The sequence below is a fragment of the Dyella solisilvae genome, assembly GCF_003351225.1.
In the GTDB taxonomy this organism is placed as follows: Bacteria; Pseudomonadota; Gammaproteobacteria; order Xanthomonadales; family Rhodanobacteraceae; genus Dyella; species Dyella solisilvae.
Genome location: NZ_QQSY01000001.1, coordinates 1,156,590 through 1,172,726, shown reverse-complemented (window position 1 = coordinate 1,172,726; position 16,137 = coordinate 1,156,590). Strand labels below are relative to the sequence as shown.

Annotated in this window: 15 protein-coding genes; 8 read left to right on the top strand and 7 right to left on the bottom strand. The window is 65.6% G+C overall.

Annotated features, from left to right (window positions below; translation table 11 throughout):
- Positions 1-72: 72 nt before the first annotated feature.
- From DVT68_RS05150 to DVT68_RS05140, 3 genes are all read right to left on the bottom strand, one after another.
- Complete coding sequence (locus DVT68_RS05150) at positions 73-636, bottom strand: response regulator transcription factor (protein ID WP_114823923.1); 564 nt, start codon at positions 634-636, stop codon at positions 73-75.
- A gap of 102 nt (positions 637-738) precedes the next feature.
- A complete protein-coding gene (locus DVT68_RS05145) occupies positions 739-2,016 on the bottom strand; it encodes an ATP-binding protein (protein WP_114823922.1) in 1,278 nt (425 codons plus the stop codon).
- 106 nt (positions 2,017-2,122) lie between these two features.
- Entirely contained in the window at positions 2,123-3,655 is a 1,533-nt protein-coding gene (locus DVT68_RS05140; protein WP_114823921.1) for a peptide MFS transporter, read from the bottom strand.
- 237 nt (positions 3,656-3,892) lie between these two features.
- Here DVT68_RS05140 and DVT68_RS05135 point away from each other — a divergent pair, with 237 nt between their 5' ends.
- From DVT68_RS05135 to DVT68_RS05120, 4 genes are all read left to right on the top strand, one after another.
- Complete coding sequence (locus DVT68_RS05135) at positions 3,893-4,264, top strand: diacylglycerol kinase (protein ID WP_114823920.1); 372 nt, start codon at positions 3,893-3,895, stop codon at positions 4,262-4,264.
- Positions 4,265-4,427: 163 nt separating this feature from the next.
- Positions 4,428-5,045: a LemA family protein gene (locus DVT68_RS05130; protein WP_114823919.1), complete on the top strand. Its 618-nt coding sequence runs from the start codon at positions 4,428-4,430 to the stop codon at positions 5,043-5,045.
- Between the two features lie 13 nt (positions 5,046-5,058).
- Positions 5,059-5,940, top strand: a complete 882-nt coding sequence (locus DVT68_RS05125) for a TPM domain-containing protein (protein WP_114824403.1) — start codon at positions 5,059-5,061, stop codon at positions 5,938-5,940.
- Between the two features lies 1 nt (position 5,941).
- Complete coding sequence (locus DVT68_RS05120) at positions 5,942-6,445, top strand: TPM domain-containing protein (RefSeq protein ID WP_114823918.1); 504 nt, start codon at positions 5,942-5,944, stop codon at positions 6,443-6,445.
- Positions 6,446-6,618: 173 nt separating this feature from the next.
- Here the strand turns inward: DVT68_RS05120 and DVT68_RS05115 are convergent, their stop codons facing one another.
- On the bottom strand, positions 6,619-9,504 hold the full coding sequence (locus tag DVT68_RS05115; RefSeq protein WP_114823917.1) for a TonB-dependent receptor plug domain-containing protein: 2,886 nt from the start codon (positions 9,502-9,504) through the stop codon (positions 6,619-6,621).
- Between the two features lie 496 nt (positions 9,505-10,000).
- Here DVT68_RS05115 and lgt point away from each other — a divergent pair, with 496 nt between their 5' ends.
- The 4 genes from lgt to DVT68_RS05095 all read left to right on the top strand — a co-directional run bounded on the left by lgt (position 10,001) and on the right by DVT68_RS05095 (position 13,275).
- Positions 10,001-10,894, top strand: coding sequence for a prolipoprotein diacylglyceryl transferase (lgt, locus tag DVT68_RS05110; protein WP_114823916.1), 894 nt, complete (start codon positions 10,001-10,003; stop codon positions 10,892-10,894).
- 4 nt (positions 10,895-10,898) lie between these two features.
- Complete coding sequence (locus DVT68_RS05105) at positions 10,899-11,693, top strand: thymidylate synthase (RefSeq protein ID WP_114823915.1); 795 nt, start codon at positions 10,899-10,901, stop codon at positions 11,691-11,693.
- Between the two features lie 122 nt (positions 11,694-11,815).
- On the top strand, positions 11,816-12,304 hold the full coding sequence (locus DVT68_RS05100; protein ID WP_114823914.1) for a dihydrofolate reductase: 489 nt from the start codon (positions 11,816-11,818) through the stop codon (positions 12,302-12,304).
- 38 nt (positions 12,305-12,342) lie between these two features.
- The gene (locus tag DVT68_RS05095) at positions 12,343-13,275 is read left to right on the top strand and encodes a Nudix family hydrolase (RefSeq protein WP_114823913.1); all 933 of its coding nucleotides are present in this window, start codon (positions 12,343-12,345) and stop codon (positions 13,273-13,275) included.
- 7 nt (positions 13,276-13,282) lie between these two features.
- Here DVT68_RS05095 and coaE read toward each other — a convergent pair whose 3' ends face one another.
- From coaE to DVT68_RS05080, 3 genes are all read right to left on the bottom strand, one after another.
- The gene (gene coaE / locus DVT68_RS05090; protein ID WP_114823912.1) at positions 13,283-13,906 is read right to left on the bottom strand and encodes a dephospho-CoA kinase; all 624 of its coding nucleotides are present in this window, start codon (positions 13,904-13,906) and stop codon (positions 13,283-13,285) included.
- The gene (locus DVT68_RS05085) at positions 13,903-14,760 is read right to left on the bottom strand and encodes a prepilin peptidase (RefSeq protein WP_114823911.1); all 858 of its coding nucleotides are present in this window, start codon (positions 14,758-14,760) and stop codon (positions 13,903-13,905) included. Before DVT68_RS05085 ends, coaE begins: the two co-directional genes overlap by 4 nt.
- A gap of 66 nt (positions 14,761-14,826) precedes the next feature.
- Entirely contained in the window at positions 14,827-16,095 is a 1,269-nt protein-coding gene (locus DVT68_RS05080; protein ID WP_114823910.1) for a type II secretion system F family protein, read from the bottom strand.
- Positions 16,096-16,137: the final 42 nt, after the last annotated feature.

Below are 16,137 nucleotides of genomic sequence, written 5' to 3'. Positions count from 1 at the left end.
GCGCAGGAGCGCGCGATGCCGGAGTGGTGGCGGCGCAGGTCGCCGCCACCCGTGGATATCACGCCTGCGCGCTCAATCTTCCTGCTCGGGGCGTTCCCGCACCGGGTGCTTGCTGAGCTTGCGCTGCAGCGTGCGGCGGTGCATGCCGAGGCGACGTGCGGTCTCGGAGATGTTGCCGTCGCATTCGGTCAGCACGCGCTGAATGTGCTCCCACTCGAGTCGGCGCAGCGCCAGCGGCGCTTCCGGCGCGTCCACCAGGTCCTCGTCGCCTGCGCTCGTGTCGCCATCGAGCAGCGCGCGCACGACCGCATCAGCGTCCACCGGCTTGGCCAGATAGTCGTGTGCGCCGCGCTTGATCGCTTCCACCGCGGTAGCGATGGAGGCATAGCCGGTCAGCAGCAGCACGCGGATTTCCGGCACGAGTGCCTGCAGTTCCGGGATCAGGCGCAGGCCGTTCTCTTCGCCGAGCTTCAGGTCGAGCACGCAATAGCGCGGCTGGTGGCGCCTGGTAAGGGCGCGGGCCTCGTCGGCGTTGCTGGCCGTGATGACTTCAAATCCGCGCGAGCTGAGCGCGCGGGCCAGGACGCGCGCAAACGTGGCGTCGTCGTCGATGATCAGGAGTTGCTGTTCACTCATCGTGTTCTCCACCGGCCGATGGCCGAGTGGGCCTATTGTCGCTGGATGCGACAACGCATGCACATGTGGCCCTCTGCCACTGTGGCCATCTGCCGCAGTTACTTAGGGTGCAGCAATCACCGCAAGGGGCAAACGCAGGCTCATTTGTGCGCCGTTGCCTGTGTTGTCTGTAGTCAATTCCCCTTCGAGCCGCTCGGCCGTGGCCTCAGCCAGCGCCAGGCCGATGCCCAGCCCGGTCTGCTTGTGAGACTGACCCAGTACGGCCAGCTCACCAGTGGCGGTGAAGCCCGGGCCATAGTCGCGCACGATCAGCTCCAGCCAACCCTGGTCGCAGTGGGCAGTGAGTTCCACCGCCTGGGACCCGTTCAGGGCGGACGCGTCGACGGCGTTGTTGAGCAGGTTGATCAGGGCATGGCGCAGGCCGCGCGGCGTGCGCAGCAGGGTGCGGGCATCCGCCTCGTCCATGCGTAGTTCCAGCTCTGCTTCCGGACGCAGCAATTGGAACCGCTCCAGGCAGCCGTGGATGAAGCTAGCGAGCGTGATTTGCTCGGGCACCTGGGAAAGCTGCGCCTTGCCGAAGGCCACCATCTCGCGAAGGATGGTGCGGCAACGATCCACCTGGCCTTCGAGCAGGGCGAGGTCGTCGGCCAGCGGCGCGTCGCCGGCATGCTCGCGGCGAATCTCCGGCAGCAGGGTGCGCATGGTCGCCAGTGGCGTATTGAGTTCATGCGCCGCGCCAGCGGCCTGGGTGGCGATGGCGAGAATGCCCTCGTCGCGCAGGGCGCGTTCCCGCACGCGCTGCACTTCGAATTCCTGCATGCGCACGGCGCGCGCCAGCCGGTTGATGAAGAAGCCCAGCAGCACGGCCATGATCAGGAAGTTCACGCCCATGCCCAGCACATGCAGCGAGAAGCTGCCGGCCGTCGCCGCTTCCACCGGTACCGGTAGCGGCACGTACCAGAACAGCAGCACCAGGTAGGCCAGGCCGACCAGGGCGGCAACCGCCAGCACGGCGCTGACCGGCAGCGCCGCTGCGCTCAGGGCGATCGGAATCAGGAGCAGGGTGATGAACGGGTTGCTGGCGCCGCCGGTGAAGTGCAGCAGGTAGCCCAGCACGAGCGTGTCCACGCCCACGTGCAGGATGGTTTCCCACTGTCGGATCGGCCACGGCTGGGCCAGGCGCCAGGCGGCGAACACGGCAAACACCGCGAGGATGCCGATACCCACCATCAGGGGCAGCAACGGAATGTCCAGGTGCATCCACAGCGCGCAGACCAATACGGCGCTGCTCTGGCCGGCGATGGCGCAGATGCGCAGCCAGGCCAGGCTGCGGAAGAGGGTGCGAGGGCCGATGCGCTGGCGGGTCGTGGGACGTTTCATGCCGCGATACTAGCCGTTTTTGCCGCGTGCCCCGACGCGGCGAATCGGCGCGTCGCCATCCCGACCGGAGTCGGGATGGCAAGCTGCTGACGATGACGTCAGGGCGTCAGACTTCTTCGCTGTGCACGGCCGGCAGGATCGTGTGCGCCTCGGCATGGCTGCGCGAGAGGCGCTTCATCAGCGGCAGCATCACCACGGCGATTACCGTGCAGCCGACGCCCACGAAGCCGAGCTTGTTGAACAGGCCAACGTAGATGTTCAGCGACTCGACCGGGCTGCTGATGTTTTCCGGCATGGCCGCCATGTTGGCCACCACGCTGCCCAGGTACTGCGAGATGCCCACCGCCACGTAGTAAGCGCCCATCATGAAGCCGCCCATGCGGGCCGGCACATAGCGGGCGATCATCGCCAGGCCCAGGCCGCTCACCAGCAGCTCGCCCAGCGAATAAAGGCCGTAGCCCCAGACCATGGTCCAGGAGGAGACCTGGCCGTCGACTGCGCTCAGCGCGCCGAAGCCGTACATGAAGAAACCCAGCGCAACCGCGGCAAATCCGAGGGCAAACTTGGTGGCGACCGACGGATCCTTGCCTGCACTGCCCAGCGCGTTGTAGATGATCACCAGGATCGGGCTCAGGATCACGATCCAGATCGCGTTGAGGCTCTGGTACTGCTCGGGGATCCAGGTGTAGAGGTGGAGGCCGAACAGGCTCCAGGACAGATCCACGTTCTTCTGCGCGAACAGGTTCAGCGAGGTCGCCATCTGCGCGTAGAAGATGAAGAAGAAAATCGTCTGCACGGTGAGCACGAGCGCCGCGATCAAGCCTGCGCGTTCGCTCTTTTCTGCGCTGCGGATCAGGTGCACGAAAATGCCCAGGATCACCACGCCGGCCAGATAGACGCAGATCTTCGCGGCCAGCAGGCTCTGCAGGATGAAGGCGGCGATCGCCACCAGCACCAGCGAAGCGGCCAGCAGCGCCAGCGCGCGCTTGACCGGCACGCTGTGTTCATCAGCGGGCGAACCGATATGGGCCAGCGTCCGGCGCATCAGCGAATAGTTGATGAGGCCCAGGATCAGGCCGACCGCACAGGCCCCAAACGCCGTATGCCAGCCCATGGCATCGCCGTAGCGGTTACCGACCCAGTCGCGGATCGCCGGCGTGGCGATCATGGACACCATCGAGCCGACGTTCACCGCCATGTAGTAGATGGTGAACGCACTATCGATGCGGGTGTCGTCGCCCTCGTAGATCTTGCGCACGAGGTTGCCGGCGTTGGGCTTGAAGAAGCCGTTGCCGACGATGATCACGCCCAGCGCGGTATACAGCAGGGTGGGATTATTGGAAGGAATCCATAGCATCACGTAGCCAAGCGTGAGCACCACGGCGCCGGTAAGCATGGTGCGGCGGGTGCCGATCAGCTTGTCGCCGACCCAGCCGCCGATGGCCGGCGTGGCGTAGATCAGGGCGGAGGCGGCGCCCCACACCAGGTTGGCCTTGGTGTCGACGAAGCCGAGCTTCTTCATCATGTAGGTGACCATCAGCACCTGCATGCCGTAGAAGCCGAAGCGCTCCCACATCTCGATCAGGAAAACCGTGCTGAACGAGCGGGTCTGCGAGACCGGTGGATTCTGGATTGCCATTCGATTGTCCGTACTGCGTTTCATACAACGACCGCGGGGCGGCCGGCTCGCGCAACCCGGGTCTGGGTCACAAAGTGGGCAAGGGTAACGCATCTGTCATTCAGGCCACGTTGCGCTGCGGCATGCGGAAACCTGCGTTCCAAGGGGTGCCCCGGGGACTGCTGTGGCATCATGACGGACTTGTGTCTGCCGCCTGCGGGCGCGGCCAGGCAACGATCTCAACAGGACGAAGACACCATGGCCGCCAACGGCTTCCGCGGACCCCGCCAGATATGGAATGCCTTCAAGTGGTCCATGAAGGGGCTGCGCGCGGGCTGGCGGCACGAAGCCTCGTTCCGGCTGGAGGCCTGCCTGGCGGTGGTGCTGGTGCCCCTGGGCCTGTGGTTGGGCCATGGGCCGCTGGAGAAAATCGCGTTGGTGCTGCCGCCGGTGCTGGTGCTGTCGGCCGAGCTGCTCAACTCGGCGGTGGAGGCGGTGGTGGACAAGGTCAGTCCCGAGTTCCACGAATTGGCCGGGCGAGCCAAGGACATGGGGTCGGCGGCGGTCTTCCTGCTGCTGTTGCTGACCGTGCTGAGCTGGGGCCTGATCCTCTGGCCCCACGGGGCCTGATCCACTCTCTCCGGGAGCGCCCAGGTCGCGCTCGCCAGGATCCCAAGGGTGTCTCTTATTCACCCTTGACGCCGCCACATCGCGCCAAGGACGGGCAAACGCAAGATTGCGCCGGTCATGGCGGGATGCTGCAATGGCGTCTCCATCGGATCGGAGCATCACCATGAAACTTCTTCGTCTCCTCGCCTTGTTGATGGTGGCCGCGGGTCTCTCCGGTTGCGGCTACAACGCGATCCAGCGCCAGGACGAGGCGGTCAAGGCAGCCTGGTCCGAGGTGCTCAACCAGTACCAGCGCCGCGCGGATCTGGTGCCCAACCTGGTGAATACGGTGAAGGGTTATGCCCAGCACGAGGAGCGCGTGTTCACCGAGGTCACCAATGCGCGCGCCCGGGTGGGCAGCGTGCAGCTGTCCACGGACGACCTGAACAACCCGCAGAAGCTGCAGCAGTTCCAGGCGGCCCAGGGCGAGCTCTCCAGCGCGCTGTCGCGGCTGATGGCGGTGAGCGAGAACTACCCGCAGCTGAAGGCCGACGGTCTGTTCCAGAACCTGCAGGCCCAGCTCGAAGGCACCGAGAACCGCATCACCGTGGCGCGCAATCGCTACGTGCAGGCGGTGCAGCTGTACAACTCGATGATCCGCACCTTCCCCAACAACCTCACCGCGCGGATGTTCGGTTACCAGGTGAAGCCGAACTTCGCCGTGGAGAACGAGCGGGCGATCTCCACCGCGCCGACGGTGGATTTCGGCAACACCCCGGCGCCTGCCACGACGGCCCACTGAGATGATCCGGCGCATGGCGCGCCTGCTGCTTGTGCTGGCGGTGGCCCTGCTGCCGCTGGCGCTGCTGCATGCCGGGGATGACACGCCTGCCGTACCCACGCTGGCGCGGCATGTGACCGACCTGACCGGCACGCTGACGCCTGCGCAGGTCGATCAGCTCGACGCGCAGCTTGTGGCGCTGGAAAAGGCCAAGGGCGCGCAGCTCGTCGTGTTGATGGTGCCGACCACCCAGCCGCAGGCGATCGAGGAGTTTTCGCTCGCGGTGGCGGAAGCCAACAAGATCGGCCGCAAGGGCACTGACGACGGACTGTTGCTGCTGGTCGCCAAGAACGACCGGCGCGTGCGCATCGAGGTCGGCTACGGCTTGGAAGGGGCGATACCGGATGCCGCCACGGCGCGCATCATCCGCGAATACATCGCCCCGAAATTCCGCGTCAACGACTACTTCGGCGGCATCAACGACGCCCTTGGCGCACTGACCCAACTCGTCAACGGCGAGGCCTTGCCGCCGCCGGTGGAGAGCGGCAATCGCGAAAAGCATGGCGTGGACTTTGGCCATGTGCTGCTGATCGGCGTGTTCGTCGCCTTCTTCCTGCGCAGCCTGTTCGGCCGCTCGGCGATCTGGCTTCGCACGCCGCTGGGCGCGGCGATCACCGGTGGCTTGCTATGGCTGCTGGCCGCCTCGGTGGGCGTGGGCATCATGGGCGCCCTCATTGGCGGCCTCTTGATGCTGATGCCGGCCGGCGCCGGCCGTTCAATCGGTGGCGGCGGCTGGGGCGGCTTTGGCGGCTGGGGTGGGGGAGGCTTCGGCGGTGGCGGCGGCGGTTTCGGAGGCGGCGGCTTCAGCGGTGGCGGCGGCAGTTTCGGCGGTGGTGGTTCGTCAGGGAGCTGGTGACATGGCGCGCATGCAACGACTGCTGATGAACCTGTTCGATGGCTGGTTCCTGTTGCGTCGGCGCTTTCCGGGTGACCTGCTGGACGAGATGACCACAGCCATCGCCAACGGCGAGCGCGATCATCGTGGCGAGATCTGTTTTGCCCTCGAATCGCGCCTGTCCCCGACGGCCGTGCTGGAAGGCCTGGACCCTGAGCGGCGGGCCCACCAGGTGTTCGCCCAACTGCGCGTATGGGATACCGAGCACAACAGCGGCGTGCTGTTCTACGTGCTGATGGCGGAGCATCGCGTGGTGATCATCGCCGACCGGGGCATTGCCGCGGCGGTCACTCAGACGGAGTGGGACGCCATCCGCGACCACATGCTGGCGAGCTTCTCCCAGGGCGCCTGGCGCGATGGCTGCCTCGACGGCATCGCCGAGGCGCACGCGCTGCTCAGGCGCCACCTTCCAGGCAACGACAAGGCGAAGCCCGATGAGTTGCCGGACCGGCCGGTGGTGCTCTAGGGCTTTCGTGTTCGTTTGATCAGTGTGGCGTGGGTGGCGCACCGGGTGCGCTCACGTACACACCGCTGTGGGGCGCACCCTGTGCCAGACCCAAGCGCCTTGCCTAGGCTCAGTACGCGCAAAAAAGGCGGGCCCGAAGGCCCGCCCCATCAATCGTTCACACGCTTCCGCCCTTAGAACTTCTGGTTGTACGACACATACCAGTAACGATCGATGTCGAAGGCCGGGTTGTACGGCGAGCTGCCGGTACCCGTGCTGGTCACCGAGTAGTAGAACGGACCCTTCTTGTTGAAGATGTTGTTCACGCCGACGGTGAACACGCCCTTCCACGGCGCCGTGTAACGGAACTGCGCGTCGTTGAACGCCACCGAACCCTTCTGGCTCATGCCATAGGTGCCCCACCAGGGGTTGGTGTAGTTCGGCGAGCTGCACTCGACCAGATCGGTCGGATCGTTCGAGTAGCACTGGTCCTTCAGACCCGAGTAGTAACGGATCGTCCAACTGGCGCCGAACTGCTTGTAATCCCAGTCCACCTGCAGGTTCGAACGCAGACGGTACAGGCCGTCCTCGCCGTCCATGAAGCCGACCGGCGTCTTGGCGACCGCGCCCGGACCGCTGACCAGCTCGTACTTGCTCAGGTAGGTGCTGTCCGACGCAATGCGGAAGCGACCGAACGAGGTTTCCGGCAGGCGGTAGTGGATGCCGACGTCGTAGCCCTCGGTCTTCAGCGTGCCGAGGTTGTACAGCGTCTCGGTCAGGCTATCCACCGAGCCCGCCGCCACGCCCGTCACCGGGTTGGCCGTGGCGGCGCGGGTGAAGCTCTTGCAGAAGGACGGATCGTTCTGGATGTAGCAGTAGTTCAGCGTGTCCTGCGCATCGACCGCCGTGATGATGTTCTTCACGTAGATGTTGTAGTAGTCGACGGTGAAGTCCAGGCCTTCGACCTGGTGCGGGCTGAAGACCAGGCCCAGGGTGCGGGTGATCGACTGCTCCGGCTGCAGGTTCGGGTTCGAGGCGGAGATGAACGCGACCGGCGTCTGGCTGCCGTTGCTGTTGGTGATCGGCTTCCCGCTGGTGCTGTTGACCTGGCGGTAGCCGGCCGGCACGCCGGCGGCGGCGCAGCTCTTGGCCACGGCGGGGTTGCTGGCGGCGGCGCCGTACACCGAGTCACACGGATCGAGGAAGGTCTCGAAGCTCTGGGCCTCGCCACCGTACAGGTTGTCCAGCGACGGCGCGCGGAAGCCGTGCGCGAAGGTGCCGCGGACCAGCAGGTCCTCGAACGGACGGTAGCGGAAGCTGTACTTGTTGTTGGTGGTGCTGCCGAAGTTGCTGTAGTGCGAGTAGCGGCTGGCGATGTTGATGCCGAACTCCTGGGCGCCCGGCAGGTCACGCAGCAGCGGCACGTCCAGCTCGGCGTAGGCCTCGTTGGTGTTGTAGGCGCCGCTGGTCGGGGCTGCCGCCAGGTCGGTGGTCAGGCCGGCCGAGACGTTGGCGTCCGGACGGAAGTTGCCCTTCTCGCCGCGGTGCTCGATGCCCACAGCCAGGTTCACCGTGCCGGCAGGCAGATCGAACAGGCCGCCGGACACGTTGGCCGTGTAGTCGTCGGTCGAGCTGGTCTGGCGGTTGGTCTCGATGTAGTTGACGTAGTTCAGCACCTGCTGCGAGGCGCTGCCCGGACCGGCAAGGATGTTCCACGGCACGCAGCCCGCGGCGCGCGCGGCGGCGTTGGCGCACACCACCTGGCCATTGACGGTCTCCGTCGGGCCCAGGGCGTTGGCCAGGTTCACCAGGTTCAGGTTGCCCGAACCGATCTGGCGGATCTTGTTCTGCGAGTAGGTGTAGTTCGCGTCCCAGCTCCAGTCGTGGTCGAGGAACTGGAAGTAGCCTTCCGCGCCGACGTCGATATGAGCCAGCTTGGAGTTGCTCCAGGTGATGCGCGGCAGCTCGGTCGTACGGCGGTAGAACGCGACGTCCTGGCCCGGGAACGGGTTGTACGCGTTGTCACCGCTGATGGCCACGCCGGTGCCGCCGGTGGACAGCGGGTAGCCGGCAAGCTGGCTGGAGGTGTCACGCGTGCTGTAGCTGGCCATGCCGTGCAGCGTGATGTTGTCCGTCAGCTTGTACTTGTCCTGCAGGAAGATGTTCTTCAGCTTCGAGCCGGCGCGGAACGTCATGTCCTGCTGCGTGTTGTACTTGTCGGCGTTGCTCGAGCCGTCGTACAGGTGGTAGTTCGACAGGTCGGCGGTGTTGGTCGCGCCGTGGTTGATCACGTACTGCTGGTTCGTGTTCGGGTCGATCACGCGGCCGTACGGGCCGGTGCCGCTCCAGCCGTCGTTCGGGTGACGCGGACCGTTGGCGTAACTGGTGATGTCACGCTCGCGGTTCCACATCGGATCGGTGTTCTGGTACGACGCGCCGATGATCAGCGAGTTCTTCTCGGTGCTGTGGCCCCAGGTGAAGTCGTAGTTCGTGGTGGTGCCGTCGCCCTGGCCGTTCTGGCCGAAGTAGACGTTCGCTTCGGCGCCGTCGAACTTTTCCTTGGTGATGATGTTGACCACGCCGCCGATGGCGTCGGAGCCGTAGATGGAGGAGGCGCCGTCCTTCAGGACGTCGATGCGCTCGATCATCGAGACCGGGATGGTCGACAGGTCGGTCAGGCCCGAGAGGCTGGTGCTCCAGCGACGGCCGTTGACCAGCACCAGGGTGCGGTTGGAACCGAGGTTGCGGATGTTGACGTAGCGACCGCCGACGTCGGTGCCCGACGACAGCGTGTCCTGCGGGGTGATGTCCGGAGTACCCGCGGAAGGCATGCGGGCGATGATGTCGTTGACGTTGGTCAGACCGGTGGCCTGAATCGCGGCGCGATCCATGGTGAAGACCGGCTGCGAGGTTTCCACGTCCACGCTGCGAATGCGCGAACCGGTCACGGTGACGGTTTCAAGGCTCTTGGCCGAACCCTGGTCGGCCTGAGCGGGGGCAGCATCCTGTGCGGCCACCGACCACGTCTGCAGCACGAGCGCTGCGGCGATGGCAGTAGCCAGCAGTGTCTTTTGCTTCATTGTTGGAACTCCGAACAAAAAATAGCCGTCAGCCAGCGCGCAAGCGGCTGGATCTGATGGTCTTGGGATGGCGCGCAGCGCCCTGGGGAAGGGCCTCCGTGCCGCGGCATCGCCCTGGCTTGGGGGAAGGGCGATGTAACTCCGACGTTAAAACAAAGTGACGATCGCGTGCAACGGGATTGACATGTTCAGCTGATAGCCGAACGGGCCGCACATCGCGGGTCACGGCAAGGTCCGGTGACGGGCAGGTGGCGTCTTGACGCCAAGTGGGGCATGTCCTGGCCCGTCGCGGATGTGTCGCAACCGATCGAGCCTGGCCATGCTTGGTGAGCGGCAAGATGCGGCCACCCAGCGCGCGGGTCACCGCAGTCGCGGTGAACGGTCGCCTGAGCGTCAGCCAGGGATCCGGGCGCTCACCGCTGCGCGCGTGCCGCGTGCTCCGCGCAGGCTGTCAAGGCCGCTAAACTTGGGGTTTGCCACCAGCCACCGCCGCCCCATGACGCAGCCCTATACCGTCGCCATCAACCCCGTAGCCTTCCATCTGGGGCCGGTGCAGGTCCATTGGTATGGCCTGATGTACCTGGGTGGATTCCTTGGCGCGTGGGCCCTGGCGGAGTATCGCCGGCGTCGCGGACGCCTGCCGGTCTCGAAGGACGCGTTGGGCGACCTGGCGTTCTACGTGATGATGGGCGTCATCGTGGGTGGGCGCATCTGGTACATGCTGTTCTACTCCGACATCCGCTGGATCTGGACCGATCCGCTGGCGCTGTTCCGCGTGTGGGACGGCGGCATGAGCTTCCACGGCGGCCTGCTCGGTGTGCTCACCGCGGGCCTGTGGTGGTCGCGCCGCAACGGCATGCATTTCTTCGATACGGTGGATTTCGTGGCGCCCATGGTGCCGATTGGCCTGGGCCTCGGGCGACTTGGCAACTTCATCAACGGCGAACTGTGGGGCAAGCCCGGCGACGTGCCGTGGGCCATGCTGTTTCCCAACGCACATGCCGCCGACGTGGACTGGGCAGCCACGCACCCGCAGTGGCAGGCAGCTCTGGCGCAATATGGCGCGCTGCCACGCCATCCGTCGCAGCTGTACGAGATGCTGCTAGAGGGCGTGGTGATGTTTACCGTGCTGTTCCTGGTGTCGCTCAAGCCCAAACCCCGCTACCTGGTGTCGGGGCTGTTCGGGCTGATGTACGGTTGTTTCCGCTTCGGCGTGGAATTCGTGCGCGTGCCGGACCCGCAGCTCGGCTATCTCGCCTGGGGCTGGCTCACCATGGGGCAGATCCAGTCGCTGCCGTTGGTCGTGGTGGGAGTGATTCTGCTCGTCATGGCGCGCAAGGCGCCGACCCTGCGCCCGTACACCGTCTCGATGCCCGGCAAGGAGTCGTAAGCACATGCGTGCCTATCTGGACCTGCTGCAACACGTGCTCGAACACGGCGCCGAGAAGGCCGACCGCACTGGCACCGGCACGCGTAGCGTGTTCGGCTGGCAGATGCGCTTCAACCTTGCCGACGGCTTCCCGCTGGTCACCACCAAGAAGCTGCACCTGAAATCGATCATCCATGAGCTGATCTGGTTTCTTAAGGGCGACACCAACATCGCCTACCTCAAGGAGCACGGCGTCAGCATCTGGGACGAATGGGCCGATGCGAACGGCGAGCTGGGCCCGGTCTACGGCCGCCAGTGGCGCGCCTGGCCCACCGCCGACGGTGGCGTCGTCGACCAGATCCGCTGGGTGGTGGACGAGATCAAGCGCAACCCGGACTCGCGCCGTTTGGTGGTGAGCGCCTGGAACGTGGGCGATCTGCCGAAGATGGCGCTGATGCCGTGCCACGCGCTGTTCCAGTTCTACGTGGCCGACGGCAAGCTCAGCTGCCAGCTGTACCAGCGCTCGGGCGACATCTTCCTCGGCGTGCCGTTCAACATTGCGAGCTATGCGCTGCTCACCCACATGATCGCCCAGGCGTGTGGCCTGGGCGTGGGCGATTTCGTGCACACGCTGGGCGATGCGCACCTGTACAACAATCACGTGGAGCAGGCGCGCCTGCAGCTGACGCGGGAGCCGCGTCCGCTGCCACGGCTGGTGCTCAACCCGGACGTGCGTTCGCTGTTCGACTTCCGCTACGAGGACATCGCCATCACCGGCTACGAGCCGTACCCGGCGATCAAGGCGCCGGTGGCTGTGTGACAGTTTCGGCCTAGACGATCGGCCGGTGGCCGTGTCGGCGCATCCTGCTAAGATCGGCGGGCGCGGCGCCATCGGCCCGGCGACGCGAGCCGTCCCCCACTGTCGATGTCACAAGGATTTCCATGGCTATTTCGCTGATTGCCGCGCTGGATGAGAACTTTGCCATCGGCCGCAAGGGGCAGCTCCCCTGGCATCTGCCCGATGACCTGCGCCGGTTCAAGCAGCTCACCATGGGTAAATTCGTGCTGATGGGCTACCACACGGCCGTTTCGATCGGAAAGGCCCTGCCGGACCGCACCAACCTGGTATTGAGCCGCAAGCACGAGGCGCCGTTTCCGGGGCAAATCACCGTGCGCTCGCTGGCCGAGGCCCAGGCCCGGGCGGGCGGCACCGGGCTGATGGTCATCGGAGGCGGTCAGGTGTACGCCGAGGCGCTGCCCTCGGCCAAGCGCCTCTACCTCACCTGGGTCAACGCCGCGGTCGAAGGCGCAGACACGTTCTTCCCCGGCCTGCACTTCAGTGACTGGACCGAAGTGTCTCGTGTGCACCACAAGAAGGACGCCGACCATGCGTACGATTTCGACATGGTCGAGTACATCCGCAACGACTGATCGGACCACTGACGTTGGCTTTCCCTGAGGCGGCTGTCATGCACGTCATGGCCGGCGTGCTTGTCGATGCGCAAGGCCGCGTGCTGCTGGCGCAGCGTCCTCCCGGCAAACACCTGGCCGGGCTGTGGGAGTTTCCGGGCGGAAAGCTGGAAGACGGGGAGTCGCCGGAAGCGGGGCTGGTTCGCGAGCTGCGGGAAGAGCTTGGCGTGGACGCGGCCGTGGACGAGCCATTGATCCGCGTACCCTGGCGTTACGGCGAACGCCCTTTGCTGCTCGACGCGTGGACGGTCCGCCAGTGGCGAGGCCAGCCAGCGCCGCTGGAGGGGCAGGCGCTGCAGTGGCGCCATCCGGCTGACGTCGACCTGTTGCAACTGGCGCCGGCCGATCGCCCCATCCTGCGGGCCTTGCAGCTTCCCCGTCGATATCTCATCACCCCGGCCGATGCGCCCCTGGATGCCTTCGACGAATGGCGGGAGCGATTGGTCGCGGTGATCGCTGCCGGCGAACGACTGCTATTGCTTCGATTTCCTTCCTGGGCGCCGGAACGCGTGCGCGAGCTTGCCGCGGCATTGCTGCCGATGGCGCGCGAACATGGCGCTCACCTTCTGCTGAGTGGCGACGTGCCGGGCGCCCTGGCGCTGGGCGCTGGCGCCGGGGTGCAGTTGAAGGGGCATCAGTTGGCCACCCTGACCGAACGTCCGCTGCCGCTCGGGCAGTGGGTGGGCGCGAGCTGTCACGATCTGGTCGAACTCGAGCGGGCGAAGGTGCTGGCGGATTTCGCCACCTTGTCGCCGGTCGCCGCCACGGCGTCACATCCGGATGCGCCCGCGTTGGGCTGGTCGGCCTTCCAGACCATGGTTGAAATGGCCGCGCTGCCGGTCTACGCGCTGGGCGGCATGACATGGGCGGATGTAGGGCCGGCGCGCCGTGCCGGCGGGCAGGGCGTGGCTGGTATCCGCGGCTTCTGGTGAGCCGTCCTCAGCGGCCAGCGAGGGCAAGCGCCAGATAGCGCTCGTGCAACTTCAACACGGCGTGCCCGAGCGCCGCCTCGTCGCCGGTGTTTTCGATGACATCGTGGGCCAGGTGCAGGCGTTCGTTGCGGCTGGCTTGGCGCTCGATCATGCGGCGCGCCAAGGCCTCGTCGATGCCATCCCGGCGCACCAGCCGATCCAGTTGCAGGGTCTCAGGTGCATCCACCACCAGGATGCGGTCGACCCAGCGGTAGTGCTCGAGATTCTCTGCCAGCAGCGGAATGGCCAGCAGGCAATAAGGACCGCGATCGGCGATGGCGTGGTCATGCAGCCATGCGCGCACGCGCGGGTGAATGATGGCCTCGAGCGCGCGCCGTGCATCGTCGTCGCCGAAGACGTGCCGCCGCATCGCCGCCCGATCAAGTGTGCCCTGAGCATCGAGCACATCGGCGCCAAAACGCGCCACGATAGCCTGGAGACCGTCGGTACCGGGCGCCACCACCTCGCGTGCGGCAATATCGGCGTCATACACCTGCACCCCGAGTGCCTGGAAGCGCCCGGAAACCGCGCTCTTGCCGGCGGCGACGCCGCCGGTCAACGCCACCACATAGCTGCGCGACGCGCCGCTCATCGCATCCCGGTCAGCTGGGCATAGTGCTGCCACAGCCAGTCGCCGGCCATGAACCAGGTCCAACCCGCTGCGGCAATGAATGGGCCGAACGGCATCGGAATCTCGCGCGCATGCTTGCGCATCAGGATCAGGCTGCCGCCGGTCAGGGCGCCGATCAGAGAAGACAGCAGGATCACCGGCAACAGTGCGCCAGGTCCCATCCAGGCGCCGAGGGCCGCGAGCAGCTTGAAATCACCGTAGCCCATGCCCTCCTTGCCGGTGAGCAGCTTGAACAGCCAATACACGCTCCACAGGCTGAGATACCCGATGGCTGCGCCGAGAATGGCGGCCTGGGGCATCACGAACATCGGCAGCAGCGACAGCAGCAGGCCCAGCCAGAGCAGCGGGAAGTTCAGCTGATCGGGCAGGTACTGGGTGCGGAAATCGATGCCGGACAGGGCGATCAGCATCCAGGTGAAGACCAGTCCAGCCAGCGCTGGCCATGTCGGCCCGAACTTCCACACGACGGCGGCACTGAGCAGCCCTCCCAGCAGCTCCACCAGCGGGTACTGGATCGAGATGGGCGCCTTGCAGTATCGGCAGCGTCCGCCCAGCAGCAGCCAGCCGAACACCGGGATGTTGTCCCTTGCTGCCAGCGGGTGCTTGCAGTGCGGGCAATGCGACGGCTCGCGAACGATGCCGGGCGGCAACGGCTGCCCGTCGTCCGCCATGTCCAGCGTGTCATACGCGTCCCGCCGCCATTCGGCCTTCATCCGCTCGGGCAGACGCAGGATCACCACATTGAGAAAGCTGCCGACCAGGAGGCCGAGCACGCCGGCGGCGAGGATCCAGGCCCAAGGCGAAAGTTGAAGCATGCGTTCTTCCAAAGGCTATAAAAAAAGCCCCCCTCCCGGTGGGAGAGGGGCCCGTGAAGCTCGAGCTTACACTGTGCCGGCGAGCTTGAAGATCGGCAGGTAGAGCGCGATAACCATGCCGCCCACGATCACACCGAGGATAACCATGATCAGTGGTTCAAGCAGGCTCGACAAGGTGTCGACAGCGTTGTTCACTTCTTCCTCGTAGAACTCGGCGACCTTGAACAGCATGTGGTCAAGCGCGCCCGATTCCTCGCCGATGCCCACCATCTGCACCATCATGTTGGGAAACAGTCCGGTCTGGCGCATGGACAGCTGCAGCTGGTGACCCACGGCGACGTCCTCGCGCATCTGCTTGACGGCCTCGCTATAGACAATGCTGCCGGTGGCGCCGGCCACGGCCTCCATGGCTTCCACCAGTGGGACGCCGGCGCGAAAGGTCACGCCCAACGTACGCCCGAAGCGCGCAAGCGCCGACTGGCGAAGAATGTTCCCCATGACGGGTAATCTGAGCATCACGCGATCAAGCAAGTGCGCAAACTTCTCCGAGCGGTTCTTCGCCATCACCAGGGCAACCACGCCGCCCACCGTGCCGCCGACGACGACCCACCAGTAAGACTTCATGAACTCCGAGGCGTTGACCACGAACTGTGTCGGCGCCGGCAGTTCGGCGCCGGCGTCCTTGAAGGTCTGTGCAAACACCGGGACGACGAACAGCAGCATGATCATGCTGACCAGCATGGCCACCACGACCACCATGATCGGATAGAACAGGGCCTTCTTGATCTTGGCCTTCATGCTCTCCGTGCGTTCCTTGTAGGTCGCCACGGTATCGAGCACGGTTTCGAGCACACCGGCGGACTCGCCAGCGTGCACCAGATTGCGATAAAGCTCATCGAACTGCACTGGATACTTGCCCAGTGCCTCATGCAGGGATGCGCCTCCCTCGATGGTTTGCTTCACGTCCGTCAGCATGTTCTTGAAGCGGACGTTCTTCTGGCCGTCGGCGATGATCTCGAACGACTGCACCATTGGCACACCCGAGGCCATCATGGTGGCGATCTGGCGGCTGAAGATGGCCACATCCCGCGGCTTGACGGTGCTGCCAGTGGCGCCAAACAGGGGCTTGCCGCGTTCGCGCACGGTCTGCGGGTTCATGCCCTGGCGGCGCAATTCGGCCTTCACCAGCGAGGCATTCTTGGCGCGCATGTCGCCCTTCATGCGCTTGCCGCGCTTGTCCAGCGCGATCCACTCGTAGGTGGTCAGCTTGCTGATCTCGGCGCGCTGTGCGCCGAGGGACTTGCCATTCTTAGCGGTGGCGGTGGCCGTGGCCATTGCGGTTCCCCCTGCTGGTACGGTCGGGTCGCCTCAGGATGG